Consider the following 16,613-nt stretch of genomic DNA (forward strand, 5'->3'; position numbering starts at 1 on the left):
CACAGCCGCCGCCCGATTGGCCGGTCGCATCGGCCTGGTCGGAACGGCCAGATCAACAGAATAGACGGGAGATAGCATGCAGGACACGATGGCACCCGCGACCGACATGATCCCGGTCCCCGATTCGGCAGTGGACGGTACGCACTGCACGCTCGACCAGTATCGCGCGATGTATGCCCGCAGCATGGACGATCCGGACGGTTTCTGGCTGGAACAGGCCGGGCGGCTGGACTGGTTCAAGAAACCGACCAGCGTTTCGGGCTGGAGCTTCGATCCGGTGGAGATCGCATGGTTCGAGGATGGCGAGATAAACATCTGCCACAATGCGGTCGACCGTCATGTCGAGGCCGGGAACGGCGACCGCACGGCCCTGATCTTCGAGCCGGACAGCCCCGATACGCCGGTCCGCCGCTTCACTTTTTCCGAGGTGCAGCGCGAGGTTGTCCGCATGGCGAACACGCTGAAGAAGATGGGTGTGGCCAAGGGCGACCGGGTGACGATCTACATGCCGATGATCCCCGAAGGCGCTTTCGCCATGCTGGCCTGCGCACGCATCGGGGCGGTGCACAGCGTCGTGTTCGGCGGCTTCTCTCCCGATGCGATCGCTGGCCGGATCGAGGATTGCCGGTCGGATTACGTGATCTGCGCCGACGAGGGTCTGCGCGGGTCCAAGGCGATCCCTCTAAAGGCCAATGTCGATGCCGCGCTGAAGAAGGTGGCCGTAAAACAGGTGCTGGTGATCCGCCACACCGGCGGCGCGGTCGAGATGACCGAAGGCCGCGACCGCTGGTATCACGAAATCAGCGAGGGTGTTTCCGGCGATTGCCCGTGCGAGGTCATGAAGGCGGAGGACCCGCTGTTCATCCTCTATACCTCGGGTTCGACCGGCAAGCCCAAGGGCGTTGTCCATACCACGGGCGGCTATGCCGTCTGGACCGAAACGACGTTCCGGTATGTGTTCGACTACCGCGAGGGCGAGATCTACTGGTGTACCGCCGACATTGGCTGGGTCACCGGACATTCCTATATCGTCTATGGCCCGCTGCAGGCCGGGGCCACCGCGCTGATGTTCGAAGGCGTGCCGAACTATCCCGACCACAGCCGATTCTGGCAGGTGGTGGACAAGCACAAGGTCAACATCTTCTACACCGCGCCCACCGCCATCCGCGCGCTGATGCGCGAGGGCAACGACCATGTCGACAAGCACGACCTGTCGTCACTGCGCCTGCTGGGCAGCGTGGGCGAGCCGATCAATCCCGAGGCGTGGCGCTGGTACCACGATCATGTGGGGCACGGCAGCGCGCCGATCGTCGACACCTGGTGGCAGACCGAGACGGGGGGCATCATGATCACCACGCTGCCGGGCGCGCACGGAATGAAGCCGGGCAGCGCGGGGAGGCCCTTCTTCGGCATCGCCCCGCAGCTGGTCGACAATGAGGGCGCGGTGCTGGCGGACGAAAACACCGGGGGAGCCGCCGAGGGCAATCTGTGCATCACCCGCAGCTGGCCCGGACAGGCGCGCACCGTCTATGGCGACCACGATCGCTTCATCCAGACCTATTTCAGCCATTATCCCGGCAAGTATTTCACCGGCGACGGATGCCGGCGCGATGCCGATGGATATTACTGGATCACCGGGCGCGTCGACGACGTGATCAATGTCTCGGGGCACAGGATGGGGACCGCCGAAGTCGAAAGCGCGCTGGTGCTGCATGAAAAGGTGGCGGAGGCCGCGGTGGTCGGCTTTCCGCACGACATCAAGGGGCAGGGGATCTATTGCTATGTCACGCTGAACGCGGGCGTCGATGCCGATGATGCGCTGGCCGGGGAACTGCGCCAGTGGGTGCGGACCGAGATCGGGCCGATTGCCACCCCCGACCACCTGCACTTCACGCCGGGGCTGCCCAAGACCCGTTCGGGCAAGATCATGCGCCGCATCTTGCGCAAGATCGCCGAGAACGAATTCGGATCGCTTGGCGATACCTCTACGCTAGCCGATCCGTCGCTGGTGCATGGGCTGATCGAGGGGCGGCAGAACCGCTGACGGTATCAGTCCTGGGGCTTGGCCGCGCAATTTCGCTGGCATTGCGAGCTTGCCGAGGGATTGAACCGGCCGCTCACCCGGATGGTCGCGCCATTATCGAGCGTGTAGGTCGCCGCGTCGGTGTTCGCCAGCGGATCGACACCGGCCGGTATGCTGCCACCTATATTGTGCGAGGATGCGCGGCTGTTGCGCTGGGCGGCATTCCGCCACCGGCTGACGCGGGCGGTGCTGCCCACCGCGTGGGCGGCATTGCCAACGCTGCCGCTGATCGTACGGCCCAGCGAGCGCTGCGCCGATCCTGTCTGGGCCGAGCCCGAAAGGATGACTGCCGTTTCGGCTGCGCCCTGCGCGAAGGCTGCCGTGGCAGCGATCGGTGCGGAAGCGGTGGTTAACAGCGCGGCGAGCGAGAGCATTCGTGTTCTGGACATGAACCGGGCCTCCATCCTGTCGGACCCAGGCAATCTGTGCCTGCCGCCGGACGATGACAAGCAGGTGCTTCGAACTGTGCGGGAACGTGACGGTCCGCCGCGACGACGCCGCTTGATAGGACGCGCTCGCTGCCGCTAGGATCGCATGCCGGCTTGCCGGTGGGAGAAGATGCTGCCGACGGGAGGTCACGCACGATGACCGGGACCATAGTGATTGCCGACGATCATCCGCTGATGCGCGGCGCCATTCGCGCCGCGGTCGAAAGGATCTGGCCGGGCCATGCCATCGTCGAAGTATCGGACGCAGCCGCCGCCCGCGGTGCGGCAGGGGAGGAGGTGGCGCTGATGACGTTGGACCTTCACATGGCTGACAGTGCCGGGCTGCTGACGCTGATGGAACTGCGCAAGGATTTTCCCGCCATGCCGATCGCGGTCGTGTCCGCCAGCGAGGAAGCGCGCATCTGGCAAGGCGTGAAGTCGCTGGGCGCCGCGGCCTTCATACCCAAGAGCGCCTCGTCCGAAACGATGCGAGAGGCGCTGACGGCGATTGCGAATGGCGACCTCTGGTTTCCGGAGCAGCCGGCGGACGCCAAAGAGGCGGGCGACGATACGCTGGCGCGCCTGCAGCGCCTGACGCCCGCCCAGCGCCGCATCCTGGCGCTGGTGGCCGAGGGAAAGCTCAACAAGCAGATTGCCCACGAAATGCAGATTTCCGAAGCGACGGTGAAGGCCCACATGACCGGCATCTTCCGGCGGCTGGGCGTGATCAACCGGACGCAGGCGGTGCTGATGGCGGGCAGGCTGGACGATCCGGGCCTGCCGCCCCTGGACGACGCAGAGGTCAGCGGAGCCTGAGGCAGGCCCGTCAGCCCGGCAGCAATCCGCCGATCAAGGCCCGCAAGGCAGGCGGCGAGGGCGGCTTGATCATGCGCTTCGCGGCCATGGATTCCGCCGCCGTCTTGGTGGCTGCGCTGTCCTCTGCCGTCAGCAGCACGGTCGGAACCGGCCCGCCCCAGCGTTCGTACAGCTGCCGGGCGGCCCGGTCGCCGGTCAGACCGCCATCCAGGTGGTAATCGATCACCAGCAGGTCGGGCGGCAAGGCGCCCGCGGCATCGGCGGGGTGCGAAGCGGTGGACACCGCATATCCCCATCGCATCAGCAGGCTTTCCAGCGCTGACAGCGAAGCGGCATCATTGTCGATGCACAGCACATGGCCGCCGCTCTCGGTGCGCGGCAGGTCCAGGGCCGTTCGCAGCGCGGGTTCGCCGGCTCCTGCCGCTACGGTGGGAAGGCGGAACGAGAAGCAGCTGCCGCGGCCCGGTTCCGAGCGAAGGTGGATATCCGTGCCCAGCATCGCCGCAATGCGCTGCACGATGGCCAGGCCCAGTCCCAGCCCGCCGTCGCCCCGATCGGTGCCGGCACCGCCCAGTCTGGTGAATTCGCGAAAGATGGCGGACTGGTCTTCGCGGGCGATGCCCATGCCCTGGTCGATCACCACGATCTCGGCCATCGCGCCGCGACGCCTAGCACCGATCAATATGCGTCCGCTGTCCGAATAGCGCACGGCATTGGTCGCCAGGTTCTGCAGAATCGACATGAACAGGCCGCGGTCGGTCTCAAGCCACAGCCCGCTTGGAACCGTCACCAGCGCCAGCCCCTTGTTCTCGGCCTGGATCTCGAATTCGTTGGCAATCTCGGCAAAGGCAAGGTCGATGGCGAAGCGTTCGGGATCGACCGTCGCCTTGCCGCCGTCGAGCCGCGATATGTCGAGCAGGGCGCGCAGCAGCCGGTCCGCCGTTTCGATGGAGCGGTCGATCTGCCCCAATAGAGCCCGTTCGTTGCGGCGTTCGGGCGCGATGTCGTCGGCAAGCGCGCTGGCGAACAGGCGCGCTGCGTTCATCGGCTGGACCAGATCGTGGCTGGCGGCGGCCAGGAAGCGGGTCTTGGACCGGGTCGCGCTTGCCAGCGCCGCGTTCGCTTCGGTCAGTTGCTGCGTCCGTTCGCGAATCTTCGCCTCCAGCGCCTGTTCGGCCAGGCGATCGGCGGTGACATCGGTATAGCTGGTCACATAGCCGCCATCGGGCGCGGGATTGCCCTGGATGCGCAAGATGCGGCCATCGGCCAGCGTTCTTTCGCTGTTATATCTGCTGCCGCTGCCCAGATGGTGCAGCCGCTTCAGCACGGCATTGTCGATCGCCTCTTCGCGCACGCCCAGATTGCGCATGTTGAAGCGCAGCAAATCCGCGATCGGGCGGCCGACCTCGACCAGTTCGGAGGGATAGCCGAACATCTCTACATAGCGCCGGTTCCACGCGACGAGCCGCTGTTCCTTGTCGACCACCGAGATGCCCTGGTCGATGTTCTCGATCGCGATCTGCAGCAGTTCCGCCCCGAACTGCAGGCGCTGCGAGGTCTCGTCGAACATGGCGACGACCCGTTCGATGGGCACCGGGTCACCCTCCAGCGTGGATTGCACCAGCGCCCGTGCCGAGGAACTGCCGATGATCGCGCTGATCATCCGCTCGCTGGTGTCGATCAGCGCATCGTCGGGGGCGTCGGCATCGGCATAGGGCCGCCCGCTGGTCAGCCGCAGCGTGTTGATCGCCTGGCGCGCCCGGTCGGTGCCGACGAATTGTTCGAGCAGCGCGCGAAAGTCGGCCACCCGCGTGCGGGTCGCGAGCCGCGGATAGCCGAGGTCCGGCTGGCCACGATCGACGAACGCGACCGCCTGCACGCGGTCGATCAGCGCCGGTTCCCAGCCCAGCGAGAACAGCACGAACAGCGCGAGATTGGCGGCAAGGCTGATCAATATGCCGGGTACCAGCGGATCGCTGCCCGGAAGCGGCGGGACCAGCGCCAGACCCGACACGGGCAGGGCGAGATAGGCGAGCCACAAGGCAAAGCCCGCGCACAGCCCCGCGATCATGCCGGCGCGATTGGCCTTGCGCCAGAACAGGCCGAGCAGCAGGCCCGGTGCCAGCTGAGCCGCGCCGGCAAAGGCGATCTCTCCCAGCCCCGCCAGCGTGGCCTCTCCCTCGATCGCGGACAGGTAGAACAGGGCGAACACGAACAGCCCCGCGATCGTCGCACGGCGGGCGTTGACCAGCGCATGGCCCAGCGCCTCTGCGGTGCCGCGCTGTCGCATCTGGTCGCGAAAAAGCAGCGGAACGATCAGGTCGTTGGTGATCATGTTCGACAGCGCGATCCCGGTCACGATTATCATGCCGGTCGCGGCGGACAGCCCGCCGATGAAGGCAAGGACCGCCAGCCAGTAAGCATCGAAGGAAAGCGGCAGGGCGATGAGCATCATGTCGGGACTGGCGTCCGCGGGGCCGATCAGCCCGCCCGCCAGCATGACAGGCACGATGGCCGCGCAGATCAGGACGAGATAGGCGGGAAAGAGCCACCGCGCCGCGCCGCGCAGGCGGTCCTCGCGCGCTTCCACCACCAGCATGTGGAACTGGCGCGGCAGGCACAGCACGGCGATGGCGGACACGAAGGTCAGCACCACGAAGCGCAGGTCGAATTGCGACGGCGAAAAGCGCTGGGCGGCGTGGCGCGCCACCGATCCGGCCGGGGCCTCCCCCAGCAGCAGCAGGGCGAAACCCGCCACCGCGATCAATGCGACGAACTTCACCACCGCCTCCAGCGCGATGGCCAGAACCAGCCCACGGTTGTGGCCGGTCAGTTCGGGCCTGCCCGTGCCGAACAGCATCGCGAACACGGCCAGGACGGCGGCGACTGCCAGCACAACCTGGTCCTGGCCCAGCGCCGCGACCAGCTCCGGCGAAAGCGCGCCGAGCGTCTGGCTGACCGATTTCAGCTGCAGGGCCATGTACGGAAGCGCACCGAACAGCGCGAGCAAGGTGACAAGCGCCGCGACCCACGCGCTCTTGCCATAACGCGCCGACAGGAAGTCGGCGATGGAGGTGGAGTGCTGTGCCTTGCCGGTGTGCAGGATACGCTCGACGAACCTGCCGAACAGGGTGAACAGGATCACCGGTCCCAGATAGATCGGCAGGAACTGCCACCCGCTTGCGGTCGCAGTGCCGACTGCGCCGTACAGGGTCCAGCTCGTGCAATAGACGCACAGCGCAAGGCCCAGGATGACCCGCTTGTGGCGTTCGGCGAAACGCGCGATGTGCGGCCTGTCGCCCGCGTCGGCCACCCAGAACAGCAGGGCGGCATAGGCAATGGCTGCCAGCGGAACGATCCAGATCGACATGAACTTTCGCGCGGCCCCCTCTCTGGTCCCGCCGGTTGATAGCGCAAAAACGAAAAGGGGCGACAGTCTCCTGCCGCCCCGTCCCGTTTTCGCAGGCCGCGGACCTAGTGGGCGTGGGCCGTGGCTGCTCCGCGGGGAACGCGGATCGAATCGACCAGCCGGGCGATTTCCACCGGCGGCCGCGCCGTCATCTTCATCACCGCGATGGCCACGGCGAAGTTGATCAGCATGCCGATCACGCCGATCCCTTCGGGCGAGATGCCGAAGAGCCAGTTGTCGGCGACATTGGCGTCGGGATTCCACAGCTTGAAATAGGCGATATAGATGAAGGTGAAGGCCAGCCCCGACACCATGCCAGAGATCGCGCCTTCCTTGTTCATGGATTTGGTGAAGATGCCCATGAAGATCGCCGGGAACAGCGACGCCGCGGCAAGGCCAAAGGCAAAGGCCACGACCTGCGCCACCCACCCCGGGGGATAGATGCCCAGTACGCCCGCCACCACGATCGCCGCCGTCGCCGCGATGCGCGCAGCCAGCAACTCGCCCTTTTCCGAGATGTTCGGCTTGAAGGTGGACTTCAGCAGATCGTGGCTGACGGCGGTGGAGATCACCAGCAGGAGGCCTGCCGCCGTCGACAATGCCGCCGCAAGACCGCCCGCTGCCACCAGCGCGATGACCCAGCCGGGAAGATCGGCGATCTCCGGATTGGCCAGCACCATGATGTCGCGGTCCAGGTAGACCTCGTTGGGGTTTTCCTCGACGGGTTCATTCGCCACGAGGCGGTTGCCAGCAGGACCCCGCTCGCCCGTGTATTCGGGGGCGCCTTCGAAAGGTTCCCCGGCTGCGATCTGCATCACACCGTCGTCATTCTTGTCCTTGAAGGCGATCAGGTTATTGGCCTCCCAGTTGGTGAACCAGCCGGGTGCATTGGCATAGGCGGTGTTGTGCACCGATTCGTTGAAGTTGATCCGCGCGAACGCCGCCACCGCGGGAGCCGTGGTGTACAGCAGCGCGATGAACACCAGCGCCCAGCCGGCCGACTTGCGGGCATCCGACGCCTTGGGCACGGTGAAGAAGCGCACGATCACGTGTGGCAGCCCCGCCGTGCCGATCATCAGCGCGGCGGTGATGCAGAACACGTCGATCATCGACTTGCTGCCGTCGGTATAGGGACCGAAACCCATCATCTGCAGCGACTGGTCCAGCTTTTCCAGGACATACATCCCCGATCCGTCGTTGACGGTGGAGCCAAGCCCGATCTGCGGGATCGGATTGCCGGTGATCAGCATTGAGATGAAGAAGGCGGGCACCATGTAGGCGAAGATCAGCACGCAATATTGCGCCACCTGCGTATAGGTAATGCCCTTCATGCCGCCCAGCACCGCGTAGAAGAACACGATGCACATGCCGATGATCACGCCCAGTTCGACCGACACGTCGAGGAAGCGGCTGAACACGATGCCGACGCCGCGCATCTGCCCGGCGATATAGGTGAACGAGATGAAGATGAGGCAGATCACCGCCACGGTGCGCGCCACGTTCGAGTAATAGCGCGTGCCGATGAAGTCTGGGACCGTGAACCGGCCGAACTTGCGCAAATATGGCGCCAGCAACAAAGCCAGCACGACATAGCCGCCGGTCCAGCCCATCAGATAGACCGAGCCGTCATAACCCATGAAGGCGATGAGACCGGCCATCGAGATGAAGCTGGCCGCACTCATCCAGTCGGCGGCAGTGGCCATGCCGTTGACGACGGGGTGGACCCCGCCGCCCGCCACGTAGAATTCCTTGGTGGAGCCGGCGCGCGTCCATATGGCAATGCCAATATAGAGCGCGAAGCTGACGGCGACGAAGATATAGATCAGGGTCTGTGTCGACATGCCGGCCTCCGGTTAATCGTCAAGGTCGTAGCGCTGTTCGATCTTCTTCATCCGCCACGCGTAGAAGAACACCAGAACGATGAAGACGTAGATCGAACCTTGCTGGGCGAACCAGAAGCCCAGCGGAAATCCGCCCAGCATGAACTGGTCGAGAAAATCGCGAAGCAGTATGCCGAAGCCGAACGAGACGATGAACCAGATGGCCATCAGCGTCAGCAGCAGCCGGATATTCTCTTTCCAATAGGCCCCTTCATGGCCGTTGCCGGCCTCGGGATTTTCGTCGGACATTGGCTGTCCTCCCCCAATATGTATCGTTGCACCAACCGCGCCGCACCGGGCGCGGTCTGCCGTGCAGGGTCAGGGAAGAGCGGCTGCTTGCACAGAGCGACTTTGGTCTAATGCGCCGGAAGGCGGCCATTCAGCGTCGCAGCAGGTCCGAAAGCGTCAGCTTCTCGCACCCGTGATGCGCGATCTGCGCCATCAGCAGCTCGGCACAGGCAAGGGCGTCGGTCAGCCCGTCATGGGCCGTATAGGCGGGCAGGCCATAGGCGGCGCGCAGCTTGCCGAGGCGCAGGCCGTCGGCGGCGCGGCTGCGGGGAAACCAGCGGTTCTCCAGCTGCATCGTGCAGATGAACGGGGCGACGAAAGGCGCACCGAACGCGCGGCGGCATGCCGCGTCCAGAAAACCCGCCTCGATCTCGGCGAAATGGGCGATCAGCACCTTGCCGGACAGCAGGGGAAGCAGCCGCGCCAGCGCTTCGCCTTCCGGAAGCGCGTCCGTCAGTGCGTCGTCGGTAATGCGGTGGATGACGACGCTGCTGGCGTGCAATGCCTCTGGCGGGCGAAAACGGATGCGCCGTGCGTGCGAGGCAGCGACCGAAGCCGTGCTCGCGGGGACGATGCCGGCCTCCAGAATGGCGCTGGCGGCCAGGTCCAGCCCGTCCGTTTCGAGATCGATGGCCACCATCTCCTGCGTGTCCGCCGCCGCGGCCAGATCCGGAAAGCCCGCCGCGTAATAATCCCGCAAGGGTCCCGGCAGCGCGGCTTTCGCCGCAGCCTCGAACTGGCGGCGCAGGCGGTTTTCCCGCCCCGGCCAGCCGGGCAGGATCAAGTGACGCCCCCGGCAAATCGCGTGCGCGTCCGGTCGAGCTGTTCGCGGATCAGCTTGAACGCGCCGCGCAGGTGCTCGCGGTCGAAACGGGACAGCCTGGCAGGCGGCAGCTTGTTCGTCGGCAGCTCGCCCCTTGCGACCTGTCCGGCCTGGTGGCGCAGGCGGACGTCGCGCACGAATTCGAACGCGGCGGCCAGATCGCGGGCCGGGTCGGCATCGATGCTTCCCTGCGCGGCGGCGACGCGCAGCCGTTCCAGCGTATGCGTCGCCCTGGTGCCGTTCGCCAGCGCATGCACCCGCGCGATATCGACGATGGGGGCGATCGCCTGCGTCTTCAGATCCAGCACCTGCCCCTCGTCCGCGTCGTCCTGCAGCAGGAAATTGCGGAAGAACCCCAGCGGCACGCGCGTGCTGGCCGCCGCCCGGGCCACGAAGGAGAGGAAGATGCGATTGGCGCTGGCGGACGCGAACACGCGGTCGCGCAGCCGGTCGACCAGCGCGGCATCGCCTGCAAGGCAGCGCATGTCGAAGAAGATCGTGCCCTGCAGGATCGCCTGGGGATCGGGCGCGTCGATCCAGCCGCTAAACTGCGCCTGCCATTCGGCGACGCTGCGGCGATAGGCGAGATTGGTCGCCATGATGTCGCCGGGGCAATAGCGATAGCCCGCCGAATTCAGTCCGTCGGCCAGTCGGCGCGCCAGCTCCGCGAAATAAGGGTCCGCGCCCGCAGCCCTGTCCCCGTCGCCGAAGATGAAGCCATTGTCCTGGTCCGAGCCCAGCGCCTGCTCGCCCCGGGCGAGCGAGCCGAAGCAGACCAGCGCGAAGGGGACGGGGGGCGGCCCCAGATCTTCCATGGCGAGAGCGAGGATGCGGCGGTGCGCGCCTTCACCGATGGTGGAGACGTAGCGCGAGACATGGTCGGCATCGACGCCCGCCGACACCAGCCCGCCCACCGCATCGGGCAACTGGGCGCAGGCCCGCGCCACCTGCGCCGCGCTGGCAGAGGCGGCGATTTCCTTGGCGATCAGCAGGCTGTTTGACCCAAGCCGGGCAAGGATGTCGTTCGAGGAGATGACGGATACGAGCGCGCCATCCCGATCGGTGACGGGCAGGTGATGGATCTGCCGCTCCGCCATCATCACCAGCGCGGTCAGCACCGGGGTGTCCTCCGGTGCGGTAACCGGATCCGCCGTCATGATGTCGCGAACGGGGCGGCGGGTGTCCAGTTGCGGCGCAAGGACGCGCCGGCGCAGATCCTTGTCGGTCACGATCCCGACCAGCCGCTGTCCATTCGTCACCGGCAGGGTCGATACGTCCCGTTCGGCCATGATCCGCGCCACTTCGGAAATGGGCGTTTCGGGCGTCGCGGTCACGACCTGACGCCGCCGGTGGAGCGAGGAGACGGGGCCATGCACGCCCAGCACCTCGGCATCCGGATTGCCCGCCTGAACCTTGCGGCGCATCCCGTCGAGCGCGCGGCGCAGGCGCGCTGCCTCGTCCGTATCGAAAAAGCCGCGGAACCCGTCATCCGCCTCGCGGAGAGCGAGAAAGGCGGGTCTGGCCATGCGGTAGAGGAGCGTGTCCTCGATCGCGAGCACCTCGTTCTGCGCGGGTCCGCCGCGGATCAGCGAGGGGTAGCCGAAGCATTCGCCTTCGCCCAGCCGCGCGTGAAGATCGGTGCCGCCCAGCCGCAATTCGACCGCGCCCGACCGCACGACCGACAGGAAGCGATTGTCGTCGCCTGCATGCGTGACCGTGCTGCCGCGCCGGTGATAGCTGATCTCGCTTCCGCGCATCAGCGCGGCCAGCGCATCCGGCCCCAACTGCGCAAACGGCGGATGGCTGGCCAGGAACGCGCGCAGCTCGTCGGGCTCCGCCGGAGCGAAATGGGTGGTCTCGGTCATGACAGTCCGGCACGCTATGCCTGTGGGCGCGCGCGGTCCATCGGCGAAAGGTCGTAGACGGTGCTAGCGCAGGCCTTCGGGCGGTGCCGTTACCGTCTGCTCGATCGCGCCGAAGATCGAATGGCCCGCCTTGTCCCGCATCTCGATCCGCACGACATCGCCTGGCTGAAGGAAAGGCGTCGCGGCTTCGCCGTCGCGAATCGTCTCGATGGTGCGAAGCTCCGCCAGGCAGGAATAGCCAACCCCGCCCTGGTCGACAGGCCGACCGGGTCCGCCGCCTTCGTCCTTGTTGCTGATCGTGCCCGACCCGATGATGGCGCCCGCGCCCAGATTGCGGGTGCGCGCGGCATGCGACACCAGATCCGCCAGCGTGAATGTGGCATCGGCCGCGACATCGGCCCTGCCGAAAGCCTGTCCGTTGTAATCGACCATCAGCGGCAAATGGATCACATTGCCCTGCCACGCATCGCCCAGCTCGTCGGGCGTGACCGCGACCGGCGAAAAGGCGGTGGCGGGCTTCGACTGGTAGAAGCCGAAGCCCTTGGCCAGTTCCCCCGGGATCAGGCCGCGCAGCGACACGTCGTTCACCAGCATCAGCAGCTTGATGTGATCGGCGGCCTGCTGCGATGTCGTACCCATCGGCACGTCGTCGGTGATGCAGGCGATCTCGCCCTCCATGTCGCAGCCCCAGTCGGGATGGCCCAGCGGAATATCGGCGCGCGGCGGCAGGAAATCGTCGGATCCGCCCTGGTACATCAGCGGATCGCTATAGAAACTCTCGGGCACTTCGGCCCCGCGCGCCTGGCGCACCAGTTCGACATGGTTGAGATAGGCCGACCCGTCCGCCCATTGATAGGCGCGCGGCAAAGGCGACAGCGCAGCATGCTCGCGAAAGCGCAGGCAGGGGACGGTCTCGTGCTCCACATCGCGGTAGAGCAGCTCGAGGCGCGGGGCGATCTTCTCCCACTCGTCCAGCGCGGCCTGCAGCGTGGGGGCGATATTGTCCGCGGCGCAATAGCGGGTGAGGTCCTTCGAGACCACGACCAGCTGTCCATCGCGGCTGCCATTGTCGATTGATGCTAGTTTCATGCGATCGGCCTTCGGCTTGTTTTGTTATGGCCGTCTGGGTGCCATACTCGCCCATCGGTGAACAGGGGAAAGGCAAGGGGACGCCATGACCGACACGGAAACCGCCTTGCAGCCGGCACTGTCGCGTTGGGTGCTGGCGATCTATGGCCTGGGCACGATCGTGGGCGCGGGCATCTATGTCGTCATCGGCAAGGTGGCGGGCGAGGCCGGCGCGCTGGCGCCGCTGGCCTTCCTGGCGGCGGCGATCGCCGCCGCCATCACCGGGCTTTCCTATGCCGAACTCAGCGCGCGAGTGCCGGAAAGCGGCGGTTCGGCCGCCTTCATCGCGCGCGGTTTCGACCGGCGCTGGCTGACCGGCATCGCGGGATGGGGGCTGATCGCCACGGGCCTGGTGTCCGCCGCGACGATCACGACCGGCTTCGTGGGCTATGTCGGCGTTTTCCTGTCCGTGCCCCGCCCCTTGGCGATCGGCCTTGCCGCGGCACTGCTGACCGCGGTGGCCGCGATCGGCGTGCGGCAGGCGGCCTGGTTCATGATCGCGACGACGGCGCTGCAGGTCGCGGGCCTGATCATGGTGATCGTCTATCTGGGCGGCGAGCTGGTCCATTTCCCCGCCGCCTTTTCGGCCGCCCTGTCGAGCGAACCCGCATTGCCGCTCGCCGCCAGCGTGCTTTCGGGCGCGGTGCTGTCGTTCTACGCTTTCATCGGCTTCGAGGATCTGGCCACCCTGTCGGAAGAGGCGAAAGACAGCAGGCGCGCCATTCCCTTCGCCATCGTCGCTTCGCTGACGGGCGCATCGGTGCTGTATCTGCTGATCGCGGCAATAGCCGTTTCCGCCATGCCGCCCGAGGCACTGGCCGTCAGCGGAGCGCCACTCAGCGACATCCTCGCTAGGCATGGCGGACCGGCGGAGATCATCGCGGTGATCGGGCTGCTCACCATCCTGAACGGAGCGCTGGCGCAGATCGTGATGGCCGCGCGAGTCGTGCATGACCTGGGCAGCAGACGCGGATCGGCACCGGCCTGGCTGGCCCGGATCCACCCGCGCACCACGACCCCGCTGGCCGCGACCGTCCTTGGCGGAGCGATCGTCGCCGTGCTGGCCATGGCCTTCCCGACCGAGCAGCTTGCCGCGGGCACCAGCCTTCTGATGCTGCTGATCTTCACGGCCGCCTGCGCGGCGCTGCTGGCCATCAAGGCCCGCCGCGAACCGGTGCCGCAAGGCGTGCGCACCTATCCCGCGATCATACCCGCGCTCGGATGCATGATCTGCCTGACGCTGGCACTGGCGCGCCTGCTGACCTAGCGGGCGGGACCGTTCGATGGGGAAATGGCGGAGACGGAGGGATTCGAACCCTCGAGACAGGTTACCCCGTCTGGTTCCTTAGCAGGGAACTGGTTTCAGCCACTCACCCACGTCTCCGGAAGAAGGGGGCCTATAGCGAGCGTTCGGACCGGCTTCAAGACTGGTTTTGCGGTCTGGCGAATGTCGGCAAGAAAGCGGCGGATAAGTGAAGGCGGGGGGTCGATCCGGCGCGAAATCGATCCGATTCACCGCCCATTCATTGCCGTAATGGCTGCATGGATTCAGGCAGCCACGTCAGGCAGGTGGCATCGCGGTCCGCATCGGCATCATCGCTCGGTCGGTACCACGCGACAGAAAGAACACGGGGTATTACCGATGAATTTGCGCTCCAGTTTCGCCAGGCGCGCCAGCGCGCTGCTGGCACTCGGCCTCGGGCTCGGCTCTGTCCAGCCGGCTCTGGCCCAGATCCAGACGATCGATCCGAACGAGATCTATAATGCGGGCGCCAGCCAGTCGGGCGGCGCGATCGACGGCGATCTGAACGGCGAACTGCCGCCCGTGTCGGGCAGCGCGATGGGCGGGGATCCCTATGCGGCCCAACCGACACCGGCACCGGCACCGGCACCGGCACCGGCCCCCACACCGGCCCCCGCACAGGATCCCTACACGCCGCCCCCGTCGCAGGTGGTGACCCCCGGCGATCCGTATAGCGCACCGGTCGAAGGCGCGGCGACGGATGTCTTCCCCGCCGAACAGGCCGCCAAGCAGGCACCCGCCAGCACCACATATCAGGAAGACGACTTGATGGGCGCGGCCGAGGGCGTGTTCGGGCAGGGCGCCGAGGGGCTTGCCGGGCTGATAGAGAAGATCCTGAAGGACCAGGGCGAACCCAATGCCTATATCGTCGGACGCGAGGCGGGCGGCGCGTTCATCGCGGGGATCCGCTATGGCTCGGGCACGATGTACCACAAGGTGGAGGGCAAGCGCCCCGTCTACTGGACCGGGCCGTCGATCGGTTTCGACTTTGGCGCGAATGCGGCATCCACCTTCGTGCTGGTCTATAATCTGTGGGACAGCGAGGAGCTGTTCGAACGCTATCCGGCGGGCGAGGGCGCGGCCTATGTCGTGGGCGGCCTCAACGCCAGCTACATGCGCAAGGGCGATGTCGTGCTGATCCCGATCCGGCTGGGCGCGGGCGCGCGGCTGGGCATCAATGCCGGCTACATGAAATTCTCGAAGAAGCAGGACTGGCTGCCGTTCTGATCGCGGCCATTCCTGCCGATGGGCCGCCCGCGGCCTGACCGTCAGGGTCGGGCCAAAGGGGGTTCAGGCAAAACAGGGGTTCAGGCCAGACGGCGCTCAGGCCGCGGCCAGCAGCCAGGCCAGATAGGCGCAATAGGAAGCCACCAGCACCCCGCCAAGGCCGCGCCCGACCCGGCCCCGGAACACCGCGACCGCGAACAGCATGGCCGCGCTCAGCGCCATCAGGCCCATGTCCCACGGCAGCAGCTCGGTCGGCAGGGGCATGGGCGCGACGATCATCGTGACGCCGCCGATCCCCAAAATGTTGTAGATGTTCGATCCGACCACATTGCCGAACGCGACCTCGGTCTCGCCCTTGCGCGCGGCGACCAGCGAGGTGACGAGTTCGGGCATCGATGTCCCGATGGCGACGATGGTCAGCCCGATCACCGTCTCGCCAAGGCCCGCCAGCCGGGCAAGGTCGATCGCCGCATCGACCAGCAGGCGCCCGCCGATCACCAGCAGGACAAGGCCGCCCACCGTCAGCAGGATCGGCCTGGTCCATCCCGCTTCCGCGACATGCAGGGCGCTGTCGCTCATCTCCAGCGCTTCCGCCCGGTCGTGCACCGCATTATGCACCGCCGCGCGCTTGTCGCGCTTCTCCTCGATATAGCACCAGGCGATATAGGCGATGAGCCCGGCCGCCATGACCATGCCGATCCACGCGCCGCTCCATTGGGCAAAGGCAAGCCCCAGCAGCGCCAGCGAAGCGCCCAGCGCCAGCCCCGTGTCGCGCCCGGCGATGCTTCGCCGGATCGCGATGGGTGCCATCAACGCGGCCGCACCCAGGATCAGCAGCGTGTTCGCGATATTCGACCCCGCGATATTGCCCCACGCGATGGCGGGCGAACCCGACAGCGCGGCCTGCAGGCTGGCCACCAGTTCGGGCGCGGATGTTCCGAACCCCACGATGACCAGCCCGATGACCAGCGGCGTCACCCCGGCCCGTTCGGCCAGCCGCACCGCCCCGCGCACCAGCAGTTCCCCGCCGACCAGAAGCCCGGCAAGCCCGACGGCGAGCGTCAGCAATGTCAAAATCACAATAGAACCTTCCTTGCGTAGCGGCCTGGCTGCGCGCGCCTCGGCTAGACCGGCAGAAGCGAGAGCGCCTTGCGGGCCCGCATCGCGCGGTGCGGGTTCACCCACCGTCGCGCCGAGCGGCGCAGCGCATTGCGGATACGGTAACGTAAAAGCCGAAGCCGCATCAGGTTCCATGCGTCGGGGTGCCGACGCTGCATTTCAAGCCGAAGGTGGCGGTCCACCTTCTGCAGCAATTCGTTCAGTCTGTAGATACGGCCCTTCATCCTTCACTCCTTTGATCGAA

At 66.5% G+C, this 16,613-nt stretch carries 13 protein-coding genes and 1 tRNA gene; 4 read left to right on the forward strand and 10 right to left on the reverse strand.

Going from position 1 to position 16,613, the window contains the following annotated elements; all coding sequences use genetic code 11:
* The first annotated feature begins 76 nt into the window (after positions 1 to 76).
* A complete protein-coding gene (gene acs, locus A9D14_RS03185; RefSeq protein ID WP_415877348.1) occupies positions 77 to 2,044 on the forward strand; it encodes an acetate--CoA ligase in 1,968 nt (655 codons plus the stop codon).
* 5 nt (positions 2,045 to 2,049) lie between these two features.
* On the opposite strand, the gene A9D14_RS03190 is transcribed toward acs, so the two are convergent.
* Complete coding sequence (locus A9D14_RS03190) at positions 2,050 to 2,472, reverse strand: hypothetical protein (protein WP_157668118.1); 423 nt, start codon at positions 2,470 to 2,472, stop codon at positions 2,050 to 2,052.
* Between the two features lie 195 nt (positions 2,473 to 2,667).
* On the opposite strand from A9D14_RS03190, the gene A9D14_RS03195 reads away from it, so the two are divergent.
* Entirely contained in the window at positions 2,668 to 3,327 is a 660-nt protein-coding gene (locus A9D14_RS03195; RefSeq protein WP_066842896.1) for a response regulator transcription factor, read from the forward strand.
* Between the two features lie 10 nt (positions 3,328 to 3,337).
* On the opposite strand, the gene A9D14_RS03200 is transcribed toward A9D14_RS03195, so the two are convergent.
* The 6 genes from A9D14_RS03200 to A9D14_RS03225 form a co-directional block, all read right to left on the reverse strand.
* Entirely contained in the window at positions 3,338 to 6,697 is a 3,360-nt protein-coding gene (locus A9D14_RS03200; RefSeq protein ID WP_066842898.1) for a hybrid sensor histidine kinase/response regulator, read from the reverse strand.
* A 104-nt stretch (positions 6,698 to 6,801) separates the two neighbouring features.
* On the reverse strand, positions 6,802 to 8,577 hold the full coding sequence (locus A9D14_RS03205; protein ID WP_066842900.1) for a sodium:solute symporter family protein: 1,776 nt from the start codon (positions 8,575 to 8,577) through the stop codon (positions 6,802 to 6,804).
* A gap of 12 nt (positions 8,578 to 8,589) precedes the next feature.
* A complete protein-coding gene (locus A9D14_RS03210) occupies positions 8,590 to 8,865 on the reverse strand; it encodes a DUF4212 domain-containing protein (protein WP_066842901.1) in 276 nt (91 codons plus the stop codon).
* 130 nt (positions 8,866 to 8,995) lie between these two features.
* Positions 8,996 to 9,688 carry an exonuclease domain-containing protein gene (locus A9D14_RS03215; RefSeq protein WP_083987577.1) on the reverse strand — a complete coding sequence of 231 codons (693 nt, stop codon included), beginning with the start codon at positions 9,686 to 9,688 and terminating at the stop codon, positions 8,996 to 8,998.
* On the reverse strand, positions 9,685 to 11,592 hold the full coding sequence (locus A9D14_RS03220) for a DUF294 nucleotidyltransferase-like domain-containing protein (protein WP_066842903.1): 1,908 nt from the start codon (positions 11,590 to 11,592) through the stop codon (positions 9,685 to 9,687). Before A9D14_RS03220 ends, A9D14_RS03215 begins: the two co-directional genes overlap by 4 nt.
* Positions 11,593 to 11,655: 63 nt before the next feature.
* Positions 11,656 to 12,681, reverse strand: coding sequence for a fumarylacetoacetate hydrolase family protein (locus A9D14_RS03225; protein ID WP_066842905.1), 1,026 nt, complete (start codon positions 12,679 to 12,681; stop codon positions 11,656 to 11,658).
* 85 nt (positions 12,682 to 12,766) lie between these two features.
* Here A9D14_RS03225 and A9D14_RS03230 point away from each other — a divergent pair, with 85 nt between their 5' ends.
* The gene (locus A9D14_RS03230; protein ID WP_066842907.1) at positions 12,767 to 13,987 is read left to right on the forward strand and encodes an APC family permease; all 1,221 of its coding nucleotides are present in this window, start codon (positions 12,767 to 12,769) and stop codon (positions 13,985 to 13,987) included.
* A gap of 25 nt (positions 13,988 to 14,012) precedes the next feature.
* On the opposite strand, the gene A9D14_RS03235 is transcribed toward A9D14_RS03230, so the two are convergent.
* Positions 14,013 to 14,104 (reverse strand) — tRNA-Ser (locus tag A9D14_RS03235).
* Positions 14,105 to 14,362: 258 nt separating this feature from the next.
* Here A9D14_RS03235 and A9D14_RS03240 point away from each other — a divergent pair.
* A complete protein-coding gene (locus tag A9D14_RS03240) occupies positions 14,363 to 15,250 on the forward strand; it encodes a DUF1134 domain-containing protein (RefSeq protein ID WP_066842909.1) in 888 nt (295 codons plus the stop codon).
* 96 nt (positions 15,251 to 15,346) lie between these two features.
* Here A9D14_RS03240 and A9D14_RS03245 read toward each other — a convergent pair whose 3' ends face one another.
* A complete protein-coding gene (locus A9D14_RS03245) occupies positions 15,347 to 16,330 on the reverse strand; it encodes a calcium/sodium antiporter (RefSeq protein WP_198302037.1) in 984 nt (327 codons plus the stop codon).
* Between the two features lie 44 nt (positions 16,331 to 16,374).
* Positions 16,375 to 16,593, reverse strand: a complete 219-nt coding sequence (locus A9D14_RS03250; RefSeq protein WP_066842913.1) for a hypothetical protein — start codon at positions 16,591 to 16,593, stop codon at positions 16,375 to 16,377.
* Between the last annotated feature and the right edge of the window lie 20 nt (positions 16,594 to 16,613).

It is taken from the genome of Croceicoccus marinus, assembly GCF_001661675.2.
In the GTDB taxonomy this organism is placed as follows: Bacteria; Pseudomonadota; Alphaproteobacteria; order Sphingomonadales; family Sphingomonadaceae; genus Croceicoccus; species Croceicoccus marinus.